Raw genomic sequence first — 18,573 nt, forward strand, 5'->3', positions numbered from 1 at the left:
GCCTGATTGTTTTAATTCGGCAGCCAAATTTTATTTGGGTTTTCAGAGCTGATCGGGTATCTTGTGTAAAACGAATGTTATAAAAGTAAGCGGCTTTTCTTCCCGAATTTATTTTTGTAAATTGTGCAACATTATCCCCATTAACACTTGCAAACAAATAACAATAACATTCTTGCTGATATAGAATCAATTGGCAAAATTCCTGCAGTAGCAAACATATTAGAAATAGTTTGCAATGCTACAGGCATGGGTTTTTCTGCAGTTGCGAGAGTAACCTCAGACAAATGGGTGGTTTGTGACGTTAATGACAAAATAAATTTTGGTTTGGTTCCTGGCGGGGAATTAGATTTAAAAACCACAATTTGTAATGAAATCAGGCAACATCATGATCCGGTGATTATCGATCATGTTTCCGAAGATGAGCAGTTTGCTAACCATCATACGCCAAAAATGTACGGCTTTCAAAGTTATATCTCTGTTCCAATCGTAAGAAAAGATGGTGATTTCTTCGGTACACTTTGCGCCATCGATCCTAGACCAGCAAAACTTAACAACCCTACTATAATAGGGATGTTCAAGATGTTTGCTGATTTGATTGCCTTTCATTTAGATACGATGGATCAATTGGCGGCATCAGAAGAGCTTCTAAAAATTGAGAAGGAAACCGCTGAAGTTAGAGAACAGTTTATTGCCATTTTAGGTCACGATCTACGCAATCCATTAAATGCAATTTCTAATAGTGCGCAATTGTTGGCCCGTATCAATCACGAAGACCGAACGCAAAAGTTGGTTAACATTATTAAAGATTCTTCATTCCGGATGAATGGTTTGATCGAAAACATGCTCGATTTTGCAAGCGGCAGACTAGGAGGCGGGATTAATATTTCTCTAACTCCTGATGAAGATTTAGAAAAGATTTTGTACCAGGTTATCGAAGAGATTCACGCCATATCTCCTGATAAGAAAATGAAACTGAACTTTGATATTGCACATCCCATTCATGCCGATGGAAAGCGGATTGCGCAACTGTTTTCTAATTTGTTAGGCAATGCCCTGGCTTATAGTTCAGCAGATTCTACTATCGATATCTCGGCGGTAACCAATGAAAATCAGTTCACACTTTGCGTAGCTAATCCTGGTAAAAAAATACCTGAAGCTGCAATGCAAAGGTTATTTCAACCCTTTTCGAGGGGAGAAGTAGAGCCAAACCAAAAAGGACTTGGTTTAGGTTTGTACATTTCTTCTGAAATTGCGAAAGCACACGGTGGATCACTTGAGGTTACCTCTAACGAAGATAATACTTGTTTTACGCTTATTCTACCGACTCTAAAATGATTGTAAATGATGATCTTCCTACATCAACACTGTTAGAACTCAAATTAGGGCAATACATTGAAAATGCGAATGCTTCTGGTAAAATTACGAAAATAGAAATTCAGGAAACTGACGAGTTTTTACAGTTTTTATTCGGATTGGATAGTCAAAAGCAAATTGTAGTAAGAAAGCTAAAACAAGTTTGCTAATTAAATCCCGTAGGCGAAAACTAAAAACATTTGTTACAATTTGATAGGTAACAATAGCGAACTGCAAGTCCATCAGTTAATTATGCCGATAATTTTATTCGCTCAGCTTGTTTTGCCTACTGTTTTCAAAAAGCTTCCTCTTCAAGGATTGTAATTCTAATAAAAAATGGTGATAGTATTTTTAAACTTCATCATATTTGATTTTTTGATGAAGTTCCAGCACAAAAGCATCTGATATTCTGATCGATATAATTTAACTAATCGCAAATATTTTTTAAATTGTAAAAATATTCTAACCAAATATTTTACTCATGAAAGTAGATTACATCGCTTTATCTGTGCCTGTATTTTTTATTCTGATTGGGATAGAGCTTGCTTATAACTTTTATAAAAAGTTGAATTTTTACAGGTTAAACGATAGCATCTCGAACTTAAGTCAGGGGATAGGGCAGCAGCTTACAGGTATTTTCATGAAAACAGCCTTGTTCTTTGGTTATAAATATATTTTTGAAAATTGGCGCTTGTTTGACCTGCCGAAAACCATTTGGATTTGGATTATACTTTTCATAGGTGTTGATTTTTTCTATTACTGGTTTCATCGGATGAGCCATCAGGTAAATGCACTTTGGGCGGCACACATTGTTCACCATCAATCAGAAGAATATAACTTGACGGTAGCGCTTAGACAAAGCTGGTTTCAAGGTTGGTTTAGCTGGGTTTTTTATTTGCCTTTAGCCTTTGCAGGTTTCGACCCAATTATGTTTTTAACATTCAGCTCGTTCAATACATTGTACCAATTCTGGATTCATACAAGAGCCATCAAATCAATGGGCTTTCTAGAATGTATCTTAAACACGCCGTCCCATCATCGTGTTCATCATGGCTCCAACCCAAAATACATCGATAAAAATCATGCAGGTACGCTCATTATTTGGGATCGTCTTTTTGGCACGTTTCAAAAGGAAGAAGAAGAAGTTTATTATGGGATCACTAAGCCTTTGGCCAGCTGGAATCCCTTTTGGGCAAACCTCCATTATTGGGATGATTTAGTTAAAACAGCTCGACAATCACCAAAAATAAGCGATAAGATCAAAGTTTTTATCAAGCCTCCAGGATGGTTTCCTGATCATTTGGGAGGTTTTCAAAATGCACCTGAAATAGATGCAACAAGCTACAAAAAGTATAATCCCGAATTTCAGTCAAAGCTTATGGGATATGTTTTAGTACAATTCCTAATAGCCTTGACTGCTGGATCAGTAATATTGTTTTCTTATACCAAATTAGATACGATATCACTCGTTTTAGGTGCTGTTTTCACACTTTGTACATTAACAACATGTGGCGCTTTGTTAGAGCAGAAGCAATGGTTAGTAAAATTTGAATATTTTAGATTAGCACTCGGTTTTCTCTTGGTGGTAGTTTTGAAATTTCCAATAGGCTATCAAGTAATATTTGCAGGCATACAGTTAATATCCGTAATTTGGTTCTTCAATTTGCAACAGGCAAACCCTAATACTGATGAAAACTAAGCTATTCTCTTTTATTTTTGCAATTGTATTTATTATTCAGCTTTATGCAGAAACAGTCGGCAATATCCAATTGCTCAACTTCTCCAAACCGCTAATTGTTATTACTCTTCTGGCATGGCTTTACTTAAGCACAAATCTTAAAGGCAGGTTTCATAAACGTATTTTTACAGGTTTAATTTTTGCCCTCGCAGGCGATATATTTTTAATGCTGCAAACAGGTCGATCTGGTTTTTTTATATACGGATTAATCGCTTTTTTACTTTGCCACATTTTTTATATCAGGGCATTCATTCTAGATCATAAATCAAACCCTAGCCTAAAAAATGGATTTTTTTTATGGGTTGTAGGTGCTTTAATAATTTTTTGTGTTGGCTTGTTTTTCTACCTACAACCCTTCATTGGCGCCATGCAATTTGCCGTTTTATTTTACGCCATTATTATCACCTTCATGGCGATAATGGCAGTAAACCGGTACGGTAAAGTAAATATTTTTAGCTACAAATTAATTCTTTACGGAGCCTTGTTTTTCCTGTTGTCAGATAGTGCGCTGGCCGTGAATAAATTCGCACTGCCCATTCCACAGGCAGGCGTTTTGATTATGGCAACTTATATGATTGCTCAATATTTAATTGTCTACGGAACAGTAGAAAGGAAGTTAGTGGTTACGAAGACGGAAATTTAAGAAATGCTTTTAGTTTTTGGAAAGCAGTGTTCTGCAATTATCGGTTACAGCAGTCCCGCTATCCTTTCTCCCGAATTCATTCTATCGGGTTTATTAAACTCAAGAAATCGCAAAAAAAATACCTCTTCATAGCCAACAAGCAAACGTCGACGGCAATGAATAGTAAAACGGCAAAAAATAGCTGTAAATCCGTGCTTATCTATGAAAATCTGTGGTTTAATTTCTGAATTTTGATCTTTAAACTCTCTCTACTTTTTCTCCTTATCCAAGACAGTAAAAACCTGTACTAATCTTTCTCCATTTTCATCAACTAAAGTTAAGATATGTTTCCCTGGTGCCGGACTAATAGCCAATTGATGGTAATTGCTGGTAGTGGCTACGTATTCATTATCGATATGCCAATAAATCTTGGAATTTTGACTCCGATGTGCGGCATTTAATACGATTTTACCTCTGGTTCCATTGAGTTCTAAAGGGATATAAACAACTGCACCGTTTTTAGGATAAATCAATTCCATTACATTATTACCGCCGTTGTTCTCACAGCCAATCATAAATGCAGGTAAGCTTTGGTAATCGCTATTTTTAATTTTATAATAATATTCCATCGCCGGCGGTAAAATAAACCAGCTTTTGTGTTGCATATTGGTTACGCTTTCGCACTGGTCGGTTACCCGGTAAGTTCCAGTTCTATCCAGATGAACCAGCTTGTGAAAAGGGCAGGCTGCTGTTTTCTCGCCAGAAGTTGGGATCCATTCATTCACAACATCAGGGCAATTTTCTCCTGCCTTGTAACCGCTCTGTTTGCAAACTTTAGTTTTTCGAAGTTTTGTAGTTGGGGTTTCAAACCATTTTCCGTTAGGCAGCAACCTAAAAATATCAAATAAAACTGGTGCAGCTGCCTCAATACCAACCAACCCCGGGCGACCCTCACCATCGGCATTGCCCACCCATACGCAGACCACATAATTCGGTGTCAGGCCAACCGCCCAGGCATCACGAAAGCCAAAACTCGTTCCCGTTTTCCACGCCACTCTTTGAGAGGATGAAAATTGCTCCCATAACCCTTCATCACCAGGGCGCATTACTTCTTCCATGGCACTAAAAGTGGCCCAAATCGCACCATGGTCTAAAAATGAGTTGCGTTGATAATCTTTTTCATCCTTTGTTTCGGAAGCAAAATAAGTAGCTTGATTATAATCGTTTGGATTATACAAACCTTTATAAGTGTTGAAGTGGTTCAAAGTACGAACCATGCCCATGTACGTATTGGCTAAATCCCACATGGTCACTTCGCTGCCGCCTAAAATTAGCGATAAACCGTAATGGTCGGCAGGTTGATTTAAAGTACTGATTCCGAGTTTTTTTAACTTATCATAAAAACGTTCATACTTATATTGCTGCAACATTTTTACCGCTGGAATATTCAGGGAACGGCTCAATGCTTTATCAGCTGAGATTGCACCATCGTATCCTAAATCATAATTTTGTGGAGAATATCCGGCAATCTGCGTTGGGATATCAGGAACCAAAGTGTGGGGCAAGATAAATCCGTCATTAAGCATGCTTGCATAAAGGAGTGGCTTCAATGTACTGCCCGGACTGCGTGGTGCTTTAATCATGTCTACATGACTCTCCAGATCCGCATTTTCAGGTTGGTAGATATTTCCAACATAACTAACCACATGCCCGGTTTTTGCATCCAGCACCAACGCAGAAATATTGTTAATGTCGTTTGCTCTATATCGGTTATTGTATCGCTTTAAAATTGAATTGATTTCCAGTTGAATATCTTCGTTCAGTGTCGATCTAATTTTGGTAGAACTTATCTCAAGACTTGCTCTTTCTGCTTTAAATCGGTTAAGTAAATGGGGTGCGTTTTGAGGTAAGGGGAGCGGTTTGCCAGGAACAGGTTCGAGTTTAGATAGGTTCGCAGTAGCTTGGTCTATGTATTTCAGCCTAGCTAATTTATCAAGCAAATCGTTTCGTTTTTTTATTAAACGGGCAGAATTTTTCCCTGGATGAACCAGTGACGGACTATTTGGAAGAACAGCCAAAGTGGCCATTTCACCCCAGGAAAGTGTCTTAGCGTCACGGCCATAATAGCGCCAGCTTGCGGCTTCCAACCCGACAACATTACTGCCAAAGGGTGCATTGGCCGCATAAAGATTGATAATCTCTTCCTTTGAATACTTTAATTCTAAGCGTAAAGCCAAAATCACTTCTAACAACTTTTGCCAAATGGTTCGGTCTTGCTGTCGCGACAATCGAATTACCTGCATGGTTAGCGTACTGCCTCCGCTCACTACACTTTTGGCTTTGAAGTTTTGTCGCATAGCTCGGCCCATCGCTAAAAAATCAAGGCCAAAATGATCGTAAAACCGTTTATCTTCAAAAGCAATAATGCAGGTTTTAAATTTTACCGCAACTGAATCAGCCACGGGGAAACGCCACTGACCATCGCTTGCAATAGCAGCACTCAGCAAATTCCCATTGTTGGCTTCAATAACAAAAGAGGTGGGAGATTTGAAGAGTCTTGAAGGTAAAGAAAAAAGAAAAACCAAAAGCATGACGAAACAAGCGATATCGGCAATTAAAAATGCTTTTGGGATTTTGTTCATTGGTTTTGTAAGAATCGATTTGCTTTACCACCCCTAACCCCTCCTAAAATAGGAGGGGAATTGTAAGAGATAAGGGTAATTTTCTGCATTTATTATTGGTTTTGGGATTAAACCCACCAACTTAAAAATTATTGTAAAATTTTCAACCCGCAGTGTCTAATTCCCCTCCTTATTTTCAAGGAGGGTTAGGGGGTGGTTTTTTATCTCCATTATGGCGTGATTTTCTTAAAGAAACCACTATTTCACCACCTGTACCCATTTTCCAGCTTGTGTTGCTGAAATATCGTTGTTATACATCGCCTCACATTGAACTGCCGATAGATAATATTTTCCAACATATGACGCGTTAAGCAATACTTTGTACACCAGGCTTTCGTTTTCTCTGATATTGAAGTAGGTGAAAACCCGATCGTCACGAATATCTTGATAAGTAAACGGAGATGAAGCCAGGATACTTTGGTTATCATTAACACGGGTATTAATAATTTCCCAACCAGAAGGGAAGATTTGGGTTAATGCCATTTGTTCGTAATAGCCCATTCTTCCTGGATTTTTTACGGTTACTTCAGCATAAAAATCGGTTCCCTGTTTTAACGTTGTCGGATCTAAAGTTGTTCCGTTTAAACGTTTGTAGCTTACGTTCATGTCCAAAACTTCAGGTCTGTTTGGTAAAAAGTTGTTCTGACCTGCAACAGGTTGTCCTTCTAAAACTAAACGAACAAACAATACGTTGTTGCCATTATTGGTGATTGAAGCGGTACTGCCTTTGAAGCTAACTGGAGTGCTATTCAGATATTGATTTGAATTGACAGGCGCTGATTTTCCATCTAACACGTATTGATATTGTAGTTTATTTGATGACTGATTAGAACCGCAGAACTTACCAATAGCCAATAAACTATAGGCAGTTGTTTGCGTGCTGTACCAGGTATTTTCACCCAGTTTGGCAGCCAATGGTTGCAGTAAACTGGCCGCTTTTGTTTTTTGGCCAAGCAATGTAAGTGTCTCCAAAATCATTGCCTGATCGCGAACGTCAGAACCATAGGTGCCTCCGAGCTGTTTGTAAGGCTGAATTGAAATGTCTAAACCACTAATCATATTTGAGGCAACATTGCTTTGTCCGGCCAATTTATACGCCGCTGCTAATCGCCATTTTGCTGCCACTGATAGATATTCGAATGCTTTCAAACGGTTCATTGCAGCCATTTCTGGTTTTTTTGCCAGCGCAAGCATGTATAAACGATATGCCTGAGATAAATCTCCACCATAAAAATTATTACTGTTAGGAGCCCAATTTGCAGCTTTCGTTTTTTGATAACGTAAAAGTTCATCCAGTAAACCAACCGGTAATGTATAGCCAGCATTTTGCGCTTCCACTAAGAAATGACCAGCATAGTTAGTTCCCCATTCATCAGAACTGCCTTCGCCAGGCCAGTAAGATAAGCCTCCATCAGTGGTTTGGAAACCTTTCAATCGGGTAATTCCAGCCTTGATGTTTTTCTCTGTTTTGGCTTTTTGCTGTTCATTTAAAGGACTTAATCTATCCAGATACAATTGAGGGAAAATACCCGAAGTAGTTTGCTCAATACATCCGTGAGGATATTGGATTAAGTAACCCAATCGCTTGCCTAAATTAATGGCTGGAATTGAAGAAACCTCCAGTGAACCCGAGTTGGTACCTGCCATCCCGATAGGTTGATAGTTTACGGCCCATTTGGTATGCGGTTGAACGGTAGCTGAAACCACATTGGTGATGTAAGGATTAGGATTTCTGATGTCCATCTCTACATCGTAGTCTGTTTTTTCGTTGCCACTTTGAGCGGTCACTTTCACTTTTGCGATGCCCACCTTATCTGGTGCTTTAACTTCAAAATAAGCCATTTGTTCACCAGTTTTTTGATAGTAGAGTTGTTGTTTATTAGTTCCTTGAACGATTAAGTTACTCGCTTGAAGTTGGACAGAAACGTTTTTCAAGTTGTTTTCTGTTGCAAAAACAGTAACCGGTAACGTAAACGTTTCACCCGGACCAATAACCCGCGGTAGGGTAGCTAAAACCATTAAAGGCTTTTTAACCTGAACAGATTTTTCTGCAAAACCATAGGCGGCATCTTGTCCGGCAACTACCATCGCTCTTACTGCACCAATGTATTGTGGTAATTTGAATTTATGCGTTTTGCTTTCGCCTTTACCAATCGTATACGGGCCCATAAATTTCACCACCGCTTTAAATCGATTTGCCTTTGCAGGGTTTAGATTTTTATTAATGCTTCCATCGCCACCAATACTTAGTATGCGTTCCAGATTTCCGCCCCAAGCACCTAACACATAATCAAATAAATCCCATGTTTTAACACCTAAACCTTCTCGGGCATAAAATGCACCATGTGGGTCTGGAGTTTTAAAACGTGTTAAATCCAATAGGCCTTCATCAACCAAAGCAATGGTATAAGTCATGGCTTTACCGTTTTGTTCACCAACGGTGATGGTATTTTCGGTTTCAGGCTTAATTTTATCCAACATTTTGATTGTTGGTTTCAAAATTGTTTGCGGGTCTTCAACAGAAATAGGTATTGCACCGTACATTCTTATTGGTAGATCGTTAATCGTTTGCGCATGAGGCTGTAACAAAGTAATGTTCGCAAAAACGTTTGGCGCCATTTCTTTTTCTGCCTTAAATTTATATTGCGTTTGGCCGGCTTTGGTATCAATCCAAAAGGTTTTTAAAACGCGACTTCCATTCTCGATAGAAATTAGTGCTCTACCATCTTTTGCAGTTGGGATAGTTAAAATAATGTCTTCCCCAACGGTAAATTTTTCTTTGTTAGCTGTAAACGATAACATCGATGCCTCTGTCGGATTTGCACTTTGTTCACGCTGTGCCCATCCCGGCCAATCTACATAAACTGATTTTCCGGTTACGTGACCACCATTTTCATCCCGAACTAGAATCAAATAACGACCCCATTCGGGTTCATCGATCCGTAAATTCCAACTGCCTTTTCCGTTTGATAAATTCACCTCGTGCGTTTCGACCAACTTATTGTATTGATTTTGAGTAAAATTTGAATAGGTGTATTGGTTATCTTGTTCCCACCACCAACGCCATTGCGTTTTATACAATTCTATTTGAACAGTTTTACTTCCAGCCAATAATTTTCCATCAGTATTTACATTTACGATTTCAATTTTATGGTCTTTTCCAGTTACCAGCATACCGCTTAGCTTATCGCCTTTTTCCGGACGGACACCAAGATAGCTCTTATAAACATGGTAAGGAATGCTGAAGTTATCAATACTGAAATTACCACCTGGCTCGAAAACTTTTGTAGTAAAGTTGGCTCTTAAAACCCCCGGAGCAGTATTGTTCTCATTTAAATTGGTGTTGATTTGGGCACTTCCAGCTCCATTTAAAGAACCCTCGAAAATAGTTTTTACCTGAGATTCGAAATTAATGGTAGGGTTATCAAAACTGAAGCCTTCAAAACCTTTGAACTTGGTCTCGGTAGTATTTAAGTTAACATCAACCTTAGCTTTTAAATTTTGCGCCGGAGAACCAAAAAGCCATTTAGCCGTTAAGGTAGCGGCAGATGTACCAGAACTTAAATAAGTTCTGTTGCCTACATTAAAATCAATTTTTAAACGATTTGGCATTACCGTTTCAATCTTAAGCGTTTTCGTAAATGTGGCGCCACCGGCTTTTACTTTAGCCATCCAGTTTCCGGTAGGAGCGGTATTTTCGGTTGCAGTTTTGAAGCTGTAAAATCCATTTAACGGTTTGCCGTTAATCAACCGTTTATACAACTGCCCTTTCGGGTTATAGAACTCCATGGTAACTGGATAGTTGGCAGGTAATTTTTTCTGCTTGTCTTCTAATATAAATGACACAAATAAACTATCGCCCGGACGCCAAACGCCGCGTTCTCCATAAATAAATCCTTTCAAACCACTTTGAACTACGTCACCACCCACATCAAAGCGACTCAATGGCAATGAACTTCCGTCATCTAATTTTAAATAGCCACGTTCCGAGCCATTTTTTGCAATTAAAAGAAATGGTTGTCGTTTCAAATCGAATCTGGCAAAACCATCTCCATCTGTTTTGGTGGTAAAAATAATTTGCTTTTGATAATCCATTAATTCCAGATCGACACCGCTTAATGGCTTTGCCGTTAATAAATCAGTGGCTACAATGAGCATGCTATTGTCATTTCCACGTTTGGCAACCAAACCAATGTTCGATGCAATTAAATTTCTGCTGGCCCAACGTTGGGTGGTATAAAATGATGAAGTACATGGATTATCCTTATCAGCCCAACGATAGTTTTGTGGGTAATAATTGTTATAACGCATCCAAAAATCGTCATCTTCGTCAATTTTCTCCCCGTAACTATCGCCATCTCCATATTCTTCTTCGCCGTCTCCATCGCCTGCCGTTTCTTCACCGGCTTTACAGTTATAGGCATTATATTCTCGGCGAAAAGCAATGGTAACCCGATACATAGCGCCAGGTTCAGTACGAATCATCTTATCCAAATCTAAGGTGAAACGATTTTTCTTATGAAGATTTAAAGATTTATCCTCATCTAAACGAACTGTTTTTTGTAGGATTGGCTTAGCTACCCGTCGGAGTTCATTACCATCTTTGTAACTATTGGTTTGGAAAAATTGAGGGATGTTATTTTCGTATATTTTGATTACTGTTACATCTACAGCTTTTAAATTGATGGCCTCAAAAGGTAAAACCAATTTGCCTGAATTTGGTAAGATTGTTCCTCCACCGGCTATAGTTACCGAAGGAATTTTATCCTCGAAAACCAGATTTGCCGTTTTTCCACCTGTTAACGTTTTGCCATTAATATTTTCTACGCCATTGTTCACGTTGAGAGTATAATCGCCTTTCAGCTCTTCAGCGGCGTAAACTTTAACCTGGCTGGCATCTATGGTATAACGCAAATTACTCAGGTTACCAAGTGAAATCAATCCGGTTAAATCTTGCCCCACACCAATCGGCTCCGAAAATTGCACCAAAGCGTAATCTTCTTCACCTTGGATGGCTTTCATATCCAAAATTTCGAACTTGTTTAAAGAAGGAATTCTGATTTCTTTTTCACCTTTTTGGTCAGCATCAATGGCATCTCCGTCCCATTCAATTTTCAAAGTTTGATCGGATGCCTTTTTCTTAATACTATCGATAGTGAATTTCGAAATGTTCTTCGCAGGGTCATGCTGCCATTTTACTTTTAATTTTTGGTCAAAATCCAGCTCAATGATTTTTTCAATCTTTGAAGTTTCTTCGGCATCTGCAGTTGCTACTTCTCCGGTTAACTTCATATAATCCATAGAAGTATTATTTTGAGAAACCAAACCATTTTGCGAGAGCATCACGCCAGGTGTAATTACCTTAAACTCAAAATCGAAATCTTCCAAACCTTTTTCGGTGGCAGAAACTTCAGAGAGTTTAAAAGTCGCTTCATATTCTTTGCCTGGTTTCATAGGTTCATCTGGACGGAATTCCACAGTTTGCGGATCTATCCAATAGGTTTTTCCAGAGATGGATGGCGAAAAATCGAATAAATCTCTTGAATCAGCCTTGCCTAAATCTTGCATTCCACTAGCAGCATTGGCTAAATGTACCCGAATAAAACTCTTTTTTGAGATGGTACCTGAGGTATAAGCCTCAATGTATTTTGCATAAGCCTGGTTCTCTTCATTTGTTTTTTTCTTGCGACCGAAATAAATAAAGAGAATTGCGGCAATTGAAATCACCAGTAATCCTATAAAAATAAATTTCTTTTTAGAGGATGATTGATAGGTAGAGGGCTGTTCCATTTTCTGAATGCTGATTAGATGTGATTCAAAATAAACTAAAATTCCCGTTAAACTGAATTTTGTTGAAAATTAGGGTCTTGTTGGGATTTAGCTATTTAAAATTTGTATATCCATAAAGCTATTCTTTTTTAATTATCAATTTTTTCCAGATGTATATTTGTAGAAACTGCTTTATTTTTTGCCAGCTTCGAACTATTATTTGTATTGATTTGCTTGACGCTTTTACACATTTGAACTTCCTTTAGCGTTTTCTATTTGTACTTTTCGTTGGATTTAGATAAGTTTACAAATCACCTAAAGAAACCAGATATGTTTAAGAAACTTTTCATTTTTTCCGCTCTCATTATGATAGTAAATTTTTCTTTTGCGCAAAAAAATGAAGTGGAGAATGCAGTAAATAAGCTAACGGAACTGATGATTACTCCTGATAGTTTAGCGTTAGATAAGTTGATTTCGAATAATTTAAGTTATGGCCACTCCAGCGGGAAAATAGAAACCAAACAACAGTTTATGCAATCGCTGTTGTCTGGATCATCTGACTTTATCGATATTAATTTAACCGATCAAACGGTTACCATTCAGAATAAAACAGCTTTAGTGCGCCACACGCTAAATGCGAAAACCAACGATAAAAATGTTCCTGGAAATGTGAAATTAAATATCCTGCTGGTTTGGAGTAAGGAAAAAGCAGGGTGGAAGTTACTTGGTAGACAAGCGGTTAAGGTACCTTAGTTGGTCTAAAGTCTCTAGTCCGGAGTCTTGCGTTTTGGGTTCAGATAGTAATCAATCGGTTTTTCTGCAGCTAAGGTTTGACTTCTGACTCAGCACTCACGACTCATTTGATCATCACTCCAGGTCTGTTAACCAGCGGAATTTTAATCAGATTAGAATCGATAATACTTTCAGGCAGAAAAATAAATTTTTTATCGAAAATGGTTGAACCGACATAATAGCTTAACCAATATTCATTCGTTAACCCGAAAACTTCTGGATCAATGGCTTCAACGCCCTTGAAATCCTGAGCTTTCATATCGCCAATGAAATGCCTTAAAATAGAGGTTTTTACTTGCTTGCCATCTTTTTCACCATAACCTTTTGAGCTGATTAAAACATTTGTAATTGGCTCGTTTTTTAAGTTAACAAGATAAACAGTCCAGTTTTTTACTTCTGGAGTTTCACTCATTAATACAACAGCCATTGCAATATCTTCAACTGAATTTTCTGGTAAATCGGCTTTCATTGAGATTAAGGATAAAAGAACAAGGAACAAAGACTAGAGACTTTTAGGGTTTTACTTCTAATCTTAAGTCCTTGTTTTTTTTTGTTCTAAATTATTTTTTCTTGATAAAAGAACAAGGACTATATATTTTAAGGTATTTATCCTTAATCCTTGTTCCTTACTCTTTATTCGAGGTTTACTTCTTACTTGCTACAGTCTTTTTTGCCGGAGCTTTCTTCTTAGCAGGTGCTTTTTTCTTCACCTCGAAAGCTTTAGGTACCTGTTCAACAATCATTTTTTTAATTACTTCCAAATCTACATCAGCTAATTCTTCAGCTGTATATTTTTGTTTAGTAGCTTCGTTGTTTCGCAATTTCAGCATCAATTTGCCAAAACGGATGAAGGGTCCCCAACGGCCATTTTCGATTGAAATTTTTTCAGCATCCCAGGTTTTGATATAGCGGTTAGCCTCTTTTTCGACTTTTTTGCCAATTAATGTCTCGATATCAGCCTGCGTTAGATTATCAAAATCGTAACCTTTAGCTGGAATATTAATAAATAAGTCGTTCCATTTGATGAAAGGACCAAAACGACCCTTGCCTTTAGTTACACCTAAACCCTCATAGTAGGCGATAGGTGCATCGGCATCCATTTTCTCTTGTATAATTTGAACAGCTCTATCATAAGTAACAGAAAGAGGCTCTTCATTTTTAGGTAGCGAAATAAAAGCCTCGCCCCATTTAACGTAAGGTCCGAAACGGCCAACACCAATCATTACCTCTTTGCCTTCAAAATCAGGTAATTGCATTGGTAATTTAAACAATTCCAGTGCTTCATCTAATGTTATAGTAGCTACTGATTGGCTACGCATTAAACTAGCATAACGTGGTTTCTCTTCTTCATCAAGCTCGCCAATTTGAACCAGCGGGCCAAACTTACCAACCTTTGTGTAAACATTTTTACCTGTTGCGGGATCCAGCCCTAATAAGCGTTCGCCTGTGGCACGTTCTGCAGTTTCTAAAGTCGTTTCAACTTCTGAGTGAAACGGATTATAGAATGAGTGTAGCATTTTGGTCCACTCTTGCAAACCTTGGGCAATCTCGTCAAACTCTTTCTCCACCTTAGCTGTGAAGTTGAAATCTACAATTCCTTTGAAATGTTCAACTAAAAAATCATTTACTACTTCGCCAATATCAGTAGGGAAGAGCTTCTGTTTTTCAGCACCCGTAATTTCTGATTTCGTATCCTTGGTTACTTTTCCATCAGCCAAAATAATGGCTGTAAATTTACGCTGTTTACCATCTCTATCTTCTTTAACCACATAACCACGATTTTGAACCGTCGAAATGGTTGGTGCATAAGTAGAAGGACGGCCGATGCCCAGTTCTTCCAGCTTCTTAACTAAACTGGCCTCCGTATATCTTGCCGGCGGACGAGAATAACGTTCCGTTGCCTGCATTTCTTTTAAAAATAATTCTTGCCCTTTGGCTAAGGGAGGTAAAATTGAACCGCCTTCTTTTTCTTCGCCTTCTTCATCATCCGTAGATTCTAAATAAACTTTTAAGAAACCATCAAACTTCAAAACTTCTCCCTCTGCAACTAAATGCTCTTTTCTGGTAGATGCCGTAATTTGGGCAGTTGTTTTTTCGAATAACGCTTCGCTCATTTGCGATGCGATGGAGCGTTTCCAGATTAAATCGTACAAACGTTTTTCAGAAATATCGCCATCAACAGTATGTCGATCGAAATAGGTGGGGCGGATGGCTTCGTGAGCTTCCTGTGCACCTGCCGATTTTGTTCTGTAAACTCTTTGTTGGTGGTATTTGTCGCCATATGCCGATTTAATTTCAGCGGCAGCAGCGTTTAAAGCAGTTTCTGATAGGTTTACAGAATCTGTTCTCATGTAAGTAATCTTTCCAGCCTCGTATAAGCGTTGCGCAACCTGCATCGTCCTTGCAACCGGGAAACCCAATTTACGGGATGCTTCCTGCTGTAGGGTAGAGGTGGTAAACGGCGCAGCGGGATTACGTTTTGCCGGCTTGGTTTCTAAACTAGTGATGTCAAACTTAGCAGAAGCACAATCTTGAAGGAATTTTTCTGCATCGGCTTCACTCTCGAATCGTTGTGGCAATTCGGCCTTAACAACCTCTTTTCCTTTACCTGTAGAAAATTGAGCAGTGATTTTATATGCAGCAGCAGCCTTGAAGTTTTGAACTTCTCTTTCTCTATCAACAATTAAACGAACTGCTACAGATTGCACACGACCTGCTGAAAGAGAAGGTTTAACCTTTTTCCACAATACAGGAGAAAGTTCGAAACCTACTAATCTATCTAAAACACGACGAGCCTGTTGGGCATTAACTAAATTATAATCAATGCTTCGTGGGCTGTCTATCGCTTTTAAGATTGCAGGTTTTGTTATTTCATGGAAAACGATACGTTTTGTTTTTTCTACTTTCAGTCCTAAAGTTTCAAACAAGTGCCAGGAAATGGCTTCCCCTTCACGGTCCTCATCGGATGCTAGCCATACCATTTCGGCATCTTTGGCAAGTTTCTTTAATTCGGCTACCAATGCCTTTTTATCGGCTGGCACTTCATAGGTCTGGGCAAAATCGTTTGCAATATCAATCGCCATATCGCCTTTAGCTAAATCCCGAATATGGCCATAGCTCGATTTCACAAGGAAATCTTTGCCTAGGTAGCCTTCTATAGTTTTAGCTTTTGCGGGAGACTCGACGATTAATAAGTTTTTAGCCATGAAATAACGATTTTGTGCAAATAAAGCTATAATTAAAGTATAAATCCAAACTTGCGCATTATTTAATACAATTTTTTTTTGAATTTCTCTTAAAATTTAACGTCAGAAAAGCTTGATTGACCCGAATCATCACTTAATTTATCACAGCATTTATTTTTTGCCAAAGCGCATTATCAAATCCCGAAACGGCGAACGATGGATTGGCTGGGTCGGATGCATTACCCATACGCACGATAACCATACTTTTGCTCGGTATTACATAAATACGTTGGTCTGATGCGCCCATAGCAGTATACATATCGCCTGGCGCATTCGTAACTAAACTGCCTTGAAAAATACTTTGACTTCCCGGTATCATATAACTCCCTTTACCATTTAACCACCATAAATAACCATAAGAAAGATTTATATTTTGTGATGTATTTGTGCTTTCAGAGAAGAAGGATTCATTCAAAATTTGCTCGTTGTTCCATTTTCCCTTGTTTAAGGCTAGCAAACCAAATCTTGCCATGCTTCTGGTACTGCTGTTATATATTTTAAAAATAAATCCGTCATTCCAAAAACCATCCATGCCTAGTTTATTTCTTATTTTAGCATTGAAATAGTTTTCAAAATTTTGCTTGCTTGCTGCAGAAACCACATCCATCAGTTTTTGAAAAACATTAGCATAAGCCCACCGATTCCCAGCATCAGCTACATAAGTCAATTTCGATTTGACGCCTAATTCGCTGCTTTCATCCAATCCTGATGTCATAGTTAAGAGGTGTTTTACGCTAATTAGATTTTCTTTAACGAGAGGTTCGCTGGTCCAGCCCGTGCCTAGATACTGAGATACTGCATTGTTCACCTTTAATAGGTTTTCTTGTTGGGCAATACCGGTTGCGGCAGAAACGAGTGTTTTACCGGCACTATTCCATTCCCAGGTGGCGTCTTTTGTATGGCCATTAAAATATTCTTCCAATACAATCCTTCCGTTAACTAAAATCATAAATGATTTAGAATTTTTCTCTGCAAGACATTTTTTTAAGTCCTCTACAGCATTTTGTTTCCAGCCGAGACTCGAAATCGATTTTGTTTCCCAATCGCTTGTATTAGTAGGAGGAAAATACATGTGCTCAGAATTTGTCGGAGCTGGTTCATCAATTTTCTTTTTGCATGCAAGAAGTGATACAGATATAATTATAAGTATGAGCTTAATTTTCATAGCAACAAAGTTTGGTTCATTGGTACGACATAGATTTATACTTTTGGTTTAATTTTGAGGATTATCATTTAATTTACATGCAAATCACATGAGTGAAAACTATTTGTGTCTATATTCGTATATAAAAACAAAAAAACAATGATCAATACTATCCTTATCCTATTAAACTTTTTGGTGCCAAATCCGCCAAAGAATGTTTACGATTTCAGCTTCAAAACTATTGATGGCAAAGAGGTCAAATTATCTAAATTTAAAGGCAAGAAAATTTTAATTGTCAACACGGCCTCCAAATGTGGATTTACGCCGCAATATGAAGATTTAGAAAAACTCCAAAAGCAATACGGTAAAAAAGTGGTGCTAATTGGCTTTCCAGCAGGAAATTTCGGTGGGCAAGAGTTTTCTACCAATGCTGAAATTAAAGAGTTTTGCACTGGCAAATACAATGTATCTTTCATGCTTGCCGAAAAAAGCAGTGTAAAAGGCGATGATATTAGTCCGCTGTTTAAATATTTAACTTCGCAAACCAACACAGAAGAACAAGGTGATATTAAATGGAACTTTGAGAAGTTTTTGATAAATGAAAAAGGGGAGTTGGTTCACCGTTTCCGCTCAAAAACAAAACCAATGGATCAGGCGATTGTGAAGAATTTATAAAAAATAAACATCTGTGGCTTCAAAACCACAGATGTTTATTTAAAAATTAATTTTCGCTGTCGAGTTGCTCGTTTATTTCTCTTAGATAATCTTTCCTCATAAAATAAAAGACACTAACGCTTATTATTAGGAGAAACCATCCCAAAAATGATCCTGATACGTTATTAAGTTGTTTTTTCTGGTATTCCAGATCGTCGTGAGCATTTTCAGAATGAATATTTGGATTACTGGGAAGGTAAACTACCGATAGCGTATCGCTTACCGGGACCTCTAATATCTGTTTATCTTTTTTGTATATTTTATCCTTTACCTTATAAAAGTAGGAAATTGTCATGTATTTGCTTGTTTGACCTCTTCTATGGTAATCACTATACACCGTGTCGTACGTTGCAAGAATTGTTTTTCCTTCTTTAATAAGTAATTCAGAAAAATGAATCTTAGCAGTTATATCGTTTTTCTCTGTATTCATGTAATGTCTAATCAATAAAAATATTGATAGGGAAAATACAGCAACACAGAGAATAAGTATTTTTAGTTTTGCTTTGCTATTCATT

Annotated in this window: 12 protein-coding genes; 6 read left to right on the forward strand and 6 right to left on the reverse strand. The window is 38.0% G+C overall.

What is annotated here, in order from left to right:
* Window positions 1–147 precede the first annotated feature (147 nt).
* The 4 genes from OQZ33_RS19545 (at window position 148) to OQZ33_RS19560 (ending at window position 3,734) form a co-directional block, all read left to right on the forward strand.
* Window positions 148–1,335: a GAF domain-containing sensor histidine kinase gene (locus OQZ33_RS19545; RefSeq protein ID WP_265801017.1), complete on the forward strand. Its 1,188-nt coding sequence runs from the start codon at window positions 148–150 to the stop codon at window positions 1,333–1,335.
* Window positions 1,332–1,523: a hypothetical protein gene (locus OQZ33_RS19550; protein WP_265801019.1), complete on the forward strand. Its 192-nt coding sequence runs from the start codon at window positions 1,332–1,334 to the stop codon at window positions 1,521–1,523. The genes OQZ33_RS19545 and OQZ33_RS19550 overlap by 4 nt, the downstream gene beginning before the upstream one ends.
* 311 nt (window positions 1,524–1,834) lie before the next feature.
* Window positions 1,835–3,052, forward strand: a complete 1,218-nt coding sequence (locus tag OQZ33_RS19555; RefSeq protein WP_265801020.1) for a sterol desaturase family protein — start codon at window positions 1,835–1,837, stop codon at window positions 3,050–3,052.
* Window positions 3,042–3,734, forward strand: coding sequence for a lysoplasmalogenase (locus OQZ33_RS19560; protein WP_265801022.1), 693 nt, complete (start codon window positions 3,042–3,044; stop codon window positions 3,732–3,734). The genes OQZ33_RS19555 and OQZ33_RS19560 overlap by 11 nt, the downstream gene beginning before the upstream one ends.
* Before the next feature lie 248 nt (window positions 3,735–3,982).
* On the opposite strand, the gene pbpC is transcribed toward OQZ33_RS19560, so the two are convergent.
* Entirely contained in the window at window positions 3,983–6,355 is a 2,373-nt protein-coding gene (gene pbpC, locus OQZ33_RS19565) for a penicillin-binding protein 1C (RefSeq protein WP_265801023.1), read from the reverse strand.
* A gap of 237 nt (window positions 6,356–6,592) precedes the next feature.
* Window positions 6,593–12,184, reverse strand: coding sequence for an alpha-2-macroglobulin family protein (locus OQZ33_RS19570; RefSeq protein ID WP_265801024.1), 5,592 nt, complete (start codon window positions 12,182–12,184; stop codon window positions 6,593–6,595).
* A gap of 345 nt (window positions 12,185–12,529) precedes the next feature.
* Here OQZ33_RS19570 and OQZ33_RS19575 point away from each other — a divergent pair, with 345 nt between their 5' ends.
* Window positions 12,530–12,916, forward strand: coding sequence for a nuclear transport factor 2 family protein (locus tag OQZ33_RS19575; protein WP_265801025.1), 387 nt, complete (start codon window positions 12,530–12,532; stop codon window positions 12,914–12,916).
* A gap of 103 nt (window positions 12,917–13,019) precedes the next feature.
* Here the strand turns inward: OQZ33_RS19575 and OQZ33_RS19580 are convergent, their stop codons facing one another.
* From OQZ33_RS19580 to OQZ33_RS19590, 3 genes are all read right to left on the reverse strand, one after another.
* Window positions 13,020–13,424 (reverse strand): hypothetical protein, encoded by a 405-nt coding sequence (locus OQZ33_RS19580; RefSeq protein ID WP_265801027.1) that lies wholly within the window; start codon window positions 13,422–13,424, stop codon window positions 13,020–13,022.
* 175 nt (window positions 13,425–13,599) lie between these two features.
* Window positions 13,600–16,161 carry a type I DNA topoisomerase gene (gene topA / locus OQZ33_RS19585; protein ID WP_265801028.1) on the reverse strand — a complete coding sequence of 854 codons (2,562 nt, stop codon included), beginning with the start codon at window positions 16,159–16,161 and terminating at the stop codon, window positions 13,600–13,602.
* A 133-nt stretch (window positions 16,162–16,294) separates the two neighbouring features.
* Window positions 16,295–17,365: a serine hydrolase domain-containing protein gene (locus OQZ33_RS19590; protein ID WP_265801029.1), complete on the reverse strand. Its 1,071-nt coding sequence runs from the start codon at window positions 17,363–17,365 to the stop codon at window positions 16,295–16,297.
* A gap of 138 nt (window positions 17,366–17,503) precedes the next feature.
* Here OQZ33_RS19590 and OQZ33_RS19595 point away from each other — a divergent pair, with 138 nt between their 5' ends.
* Window positions 17,504–18,019, forward strand: coding sequence for a glutathione peroxidase (locus OQZ33_RS19595; protein WP_056850054.1), 516 nt, complete (start codon window positions 17,504–17,506; stop codon window positions 18,017–18,019).
* A gap of 46 nt (window positions 18,020–18,065) precedes the next feature.
* Here OQZ33_RS19595 and OQZ33_RS19600 read toward each other — a convergent pair whose 3' ends face one another.
* Window positions 18,066–18,572 (reverse strand): hypothetical protein, encoded by a 507-nt coding sequence (locus OQZ33_RS19600; protein WP_265801030.1) that lies wholly within the window; start codon window positions 18,570–18,572, stop codon window positions 18,066–18,068.
* Window position 18,573 lies beyond the last annotated feature (1 nt).

Origin of the sequence: Pedobacter sp. MC2016-05, from assembly GCF_026239735.1 — a bacterium.
Taxonomy (GTDB): Bacteria; Bacteroidota; Bacteroidia; order Sphingobacteriales; family Sphingobacteriaceae; genus Pedobacter.

Bases quoted from the DNA above. Each gene is read 5' to 3' on its own strand.
- OQZ33_RS19550 (WP_265801019.1), top strand. From the start codon at position 1,332: ATGATTGTAAATGATGATCTTCCTACATCAACACTGTTAGAACTCAAA.
- OQZ33_RS19555 (WP_265801020.1), top strand. From the start codon at position 1,835: ATGAAAGTAGATTACATCGCTTTATCTGTGCCTGTATTTTTTATTCTG.
- OQZ33_RS19560 (WP_265801022.1), top strand. From the start codon at position 3,042: ATGAAAACTAAGCTATTCTCTTTTATTTTTGCAATTGTATTTATTATT.
- pbpC (WP_265801023.1), bottom strand. From the start codon at position 6,355: ATGAACAAAATCCCAAAAGCATTTTTAATTGCCGATATCGCTTGTTTC.
- OQZ33_RS19570 (WP_265801024.1), bottom strand. From the start codon at position 12,184: ATGGAACAGCCCTCTACCTATCAATCATCCTCTAAAAAGAAATTTATT.
- OQZ33_RS19575 (WP_265801025.1), top strand. From the start codon at position 12,530: ATGATAGTAAATTTTTCTTTTGCGCAAAAAAATGAAGTGGAGAATGCA.
- OQZ33_RS19580 (WP_265801027.1), bottom strand. From the start codon at position 13,424: ATGAAAGCCGATTTACCAGAAAATTCAGTTGAAGATATTGCAATGGCT.
- topA (WP_265801028.1), bottom strand. From the start codon at position 16,161: ATGGCTAAAAACTTATTAATCGTCGAGTCTCCCGCAAAAGCTAAAACT.
- OQZ33_RS19590 (WP_265801029.1), bottom strand. From the start codon at position 17,365: ATGAAAATTAAGCTCATACTTATAATTATATCTGTATCACTTCTTGCA.
- OQZ33_RS19595 (WP_056850054.1), top strand. From the start codon at position 17,504: ATGATCAATACTATCCTTATCCTATTAAACTTTTTGGTGCCAAATCCG.
- OQZ33_RS19600 (WP_265801030.1), bottom strand. From the start codon at position 18,572: ATGAATAGCAAAGCAAAACTAAAAATACTTATTCTCTGTGTTGCTGTA.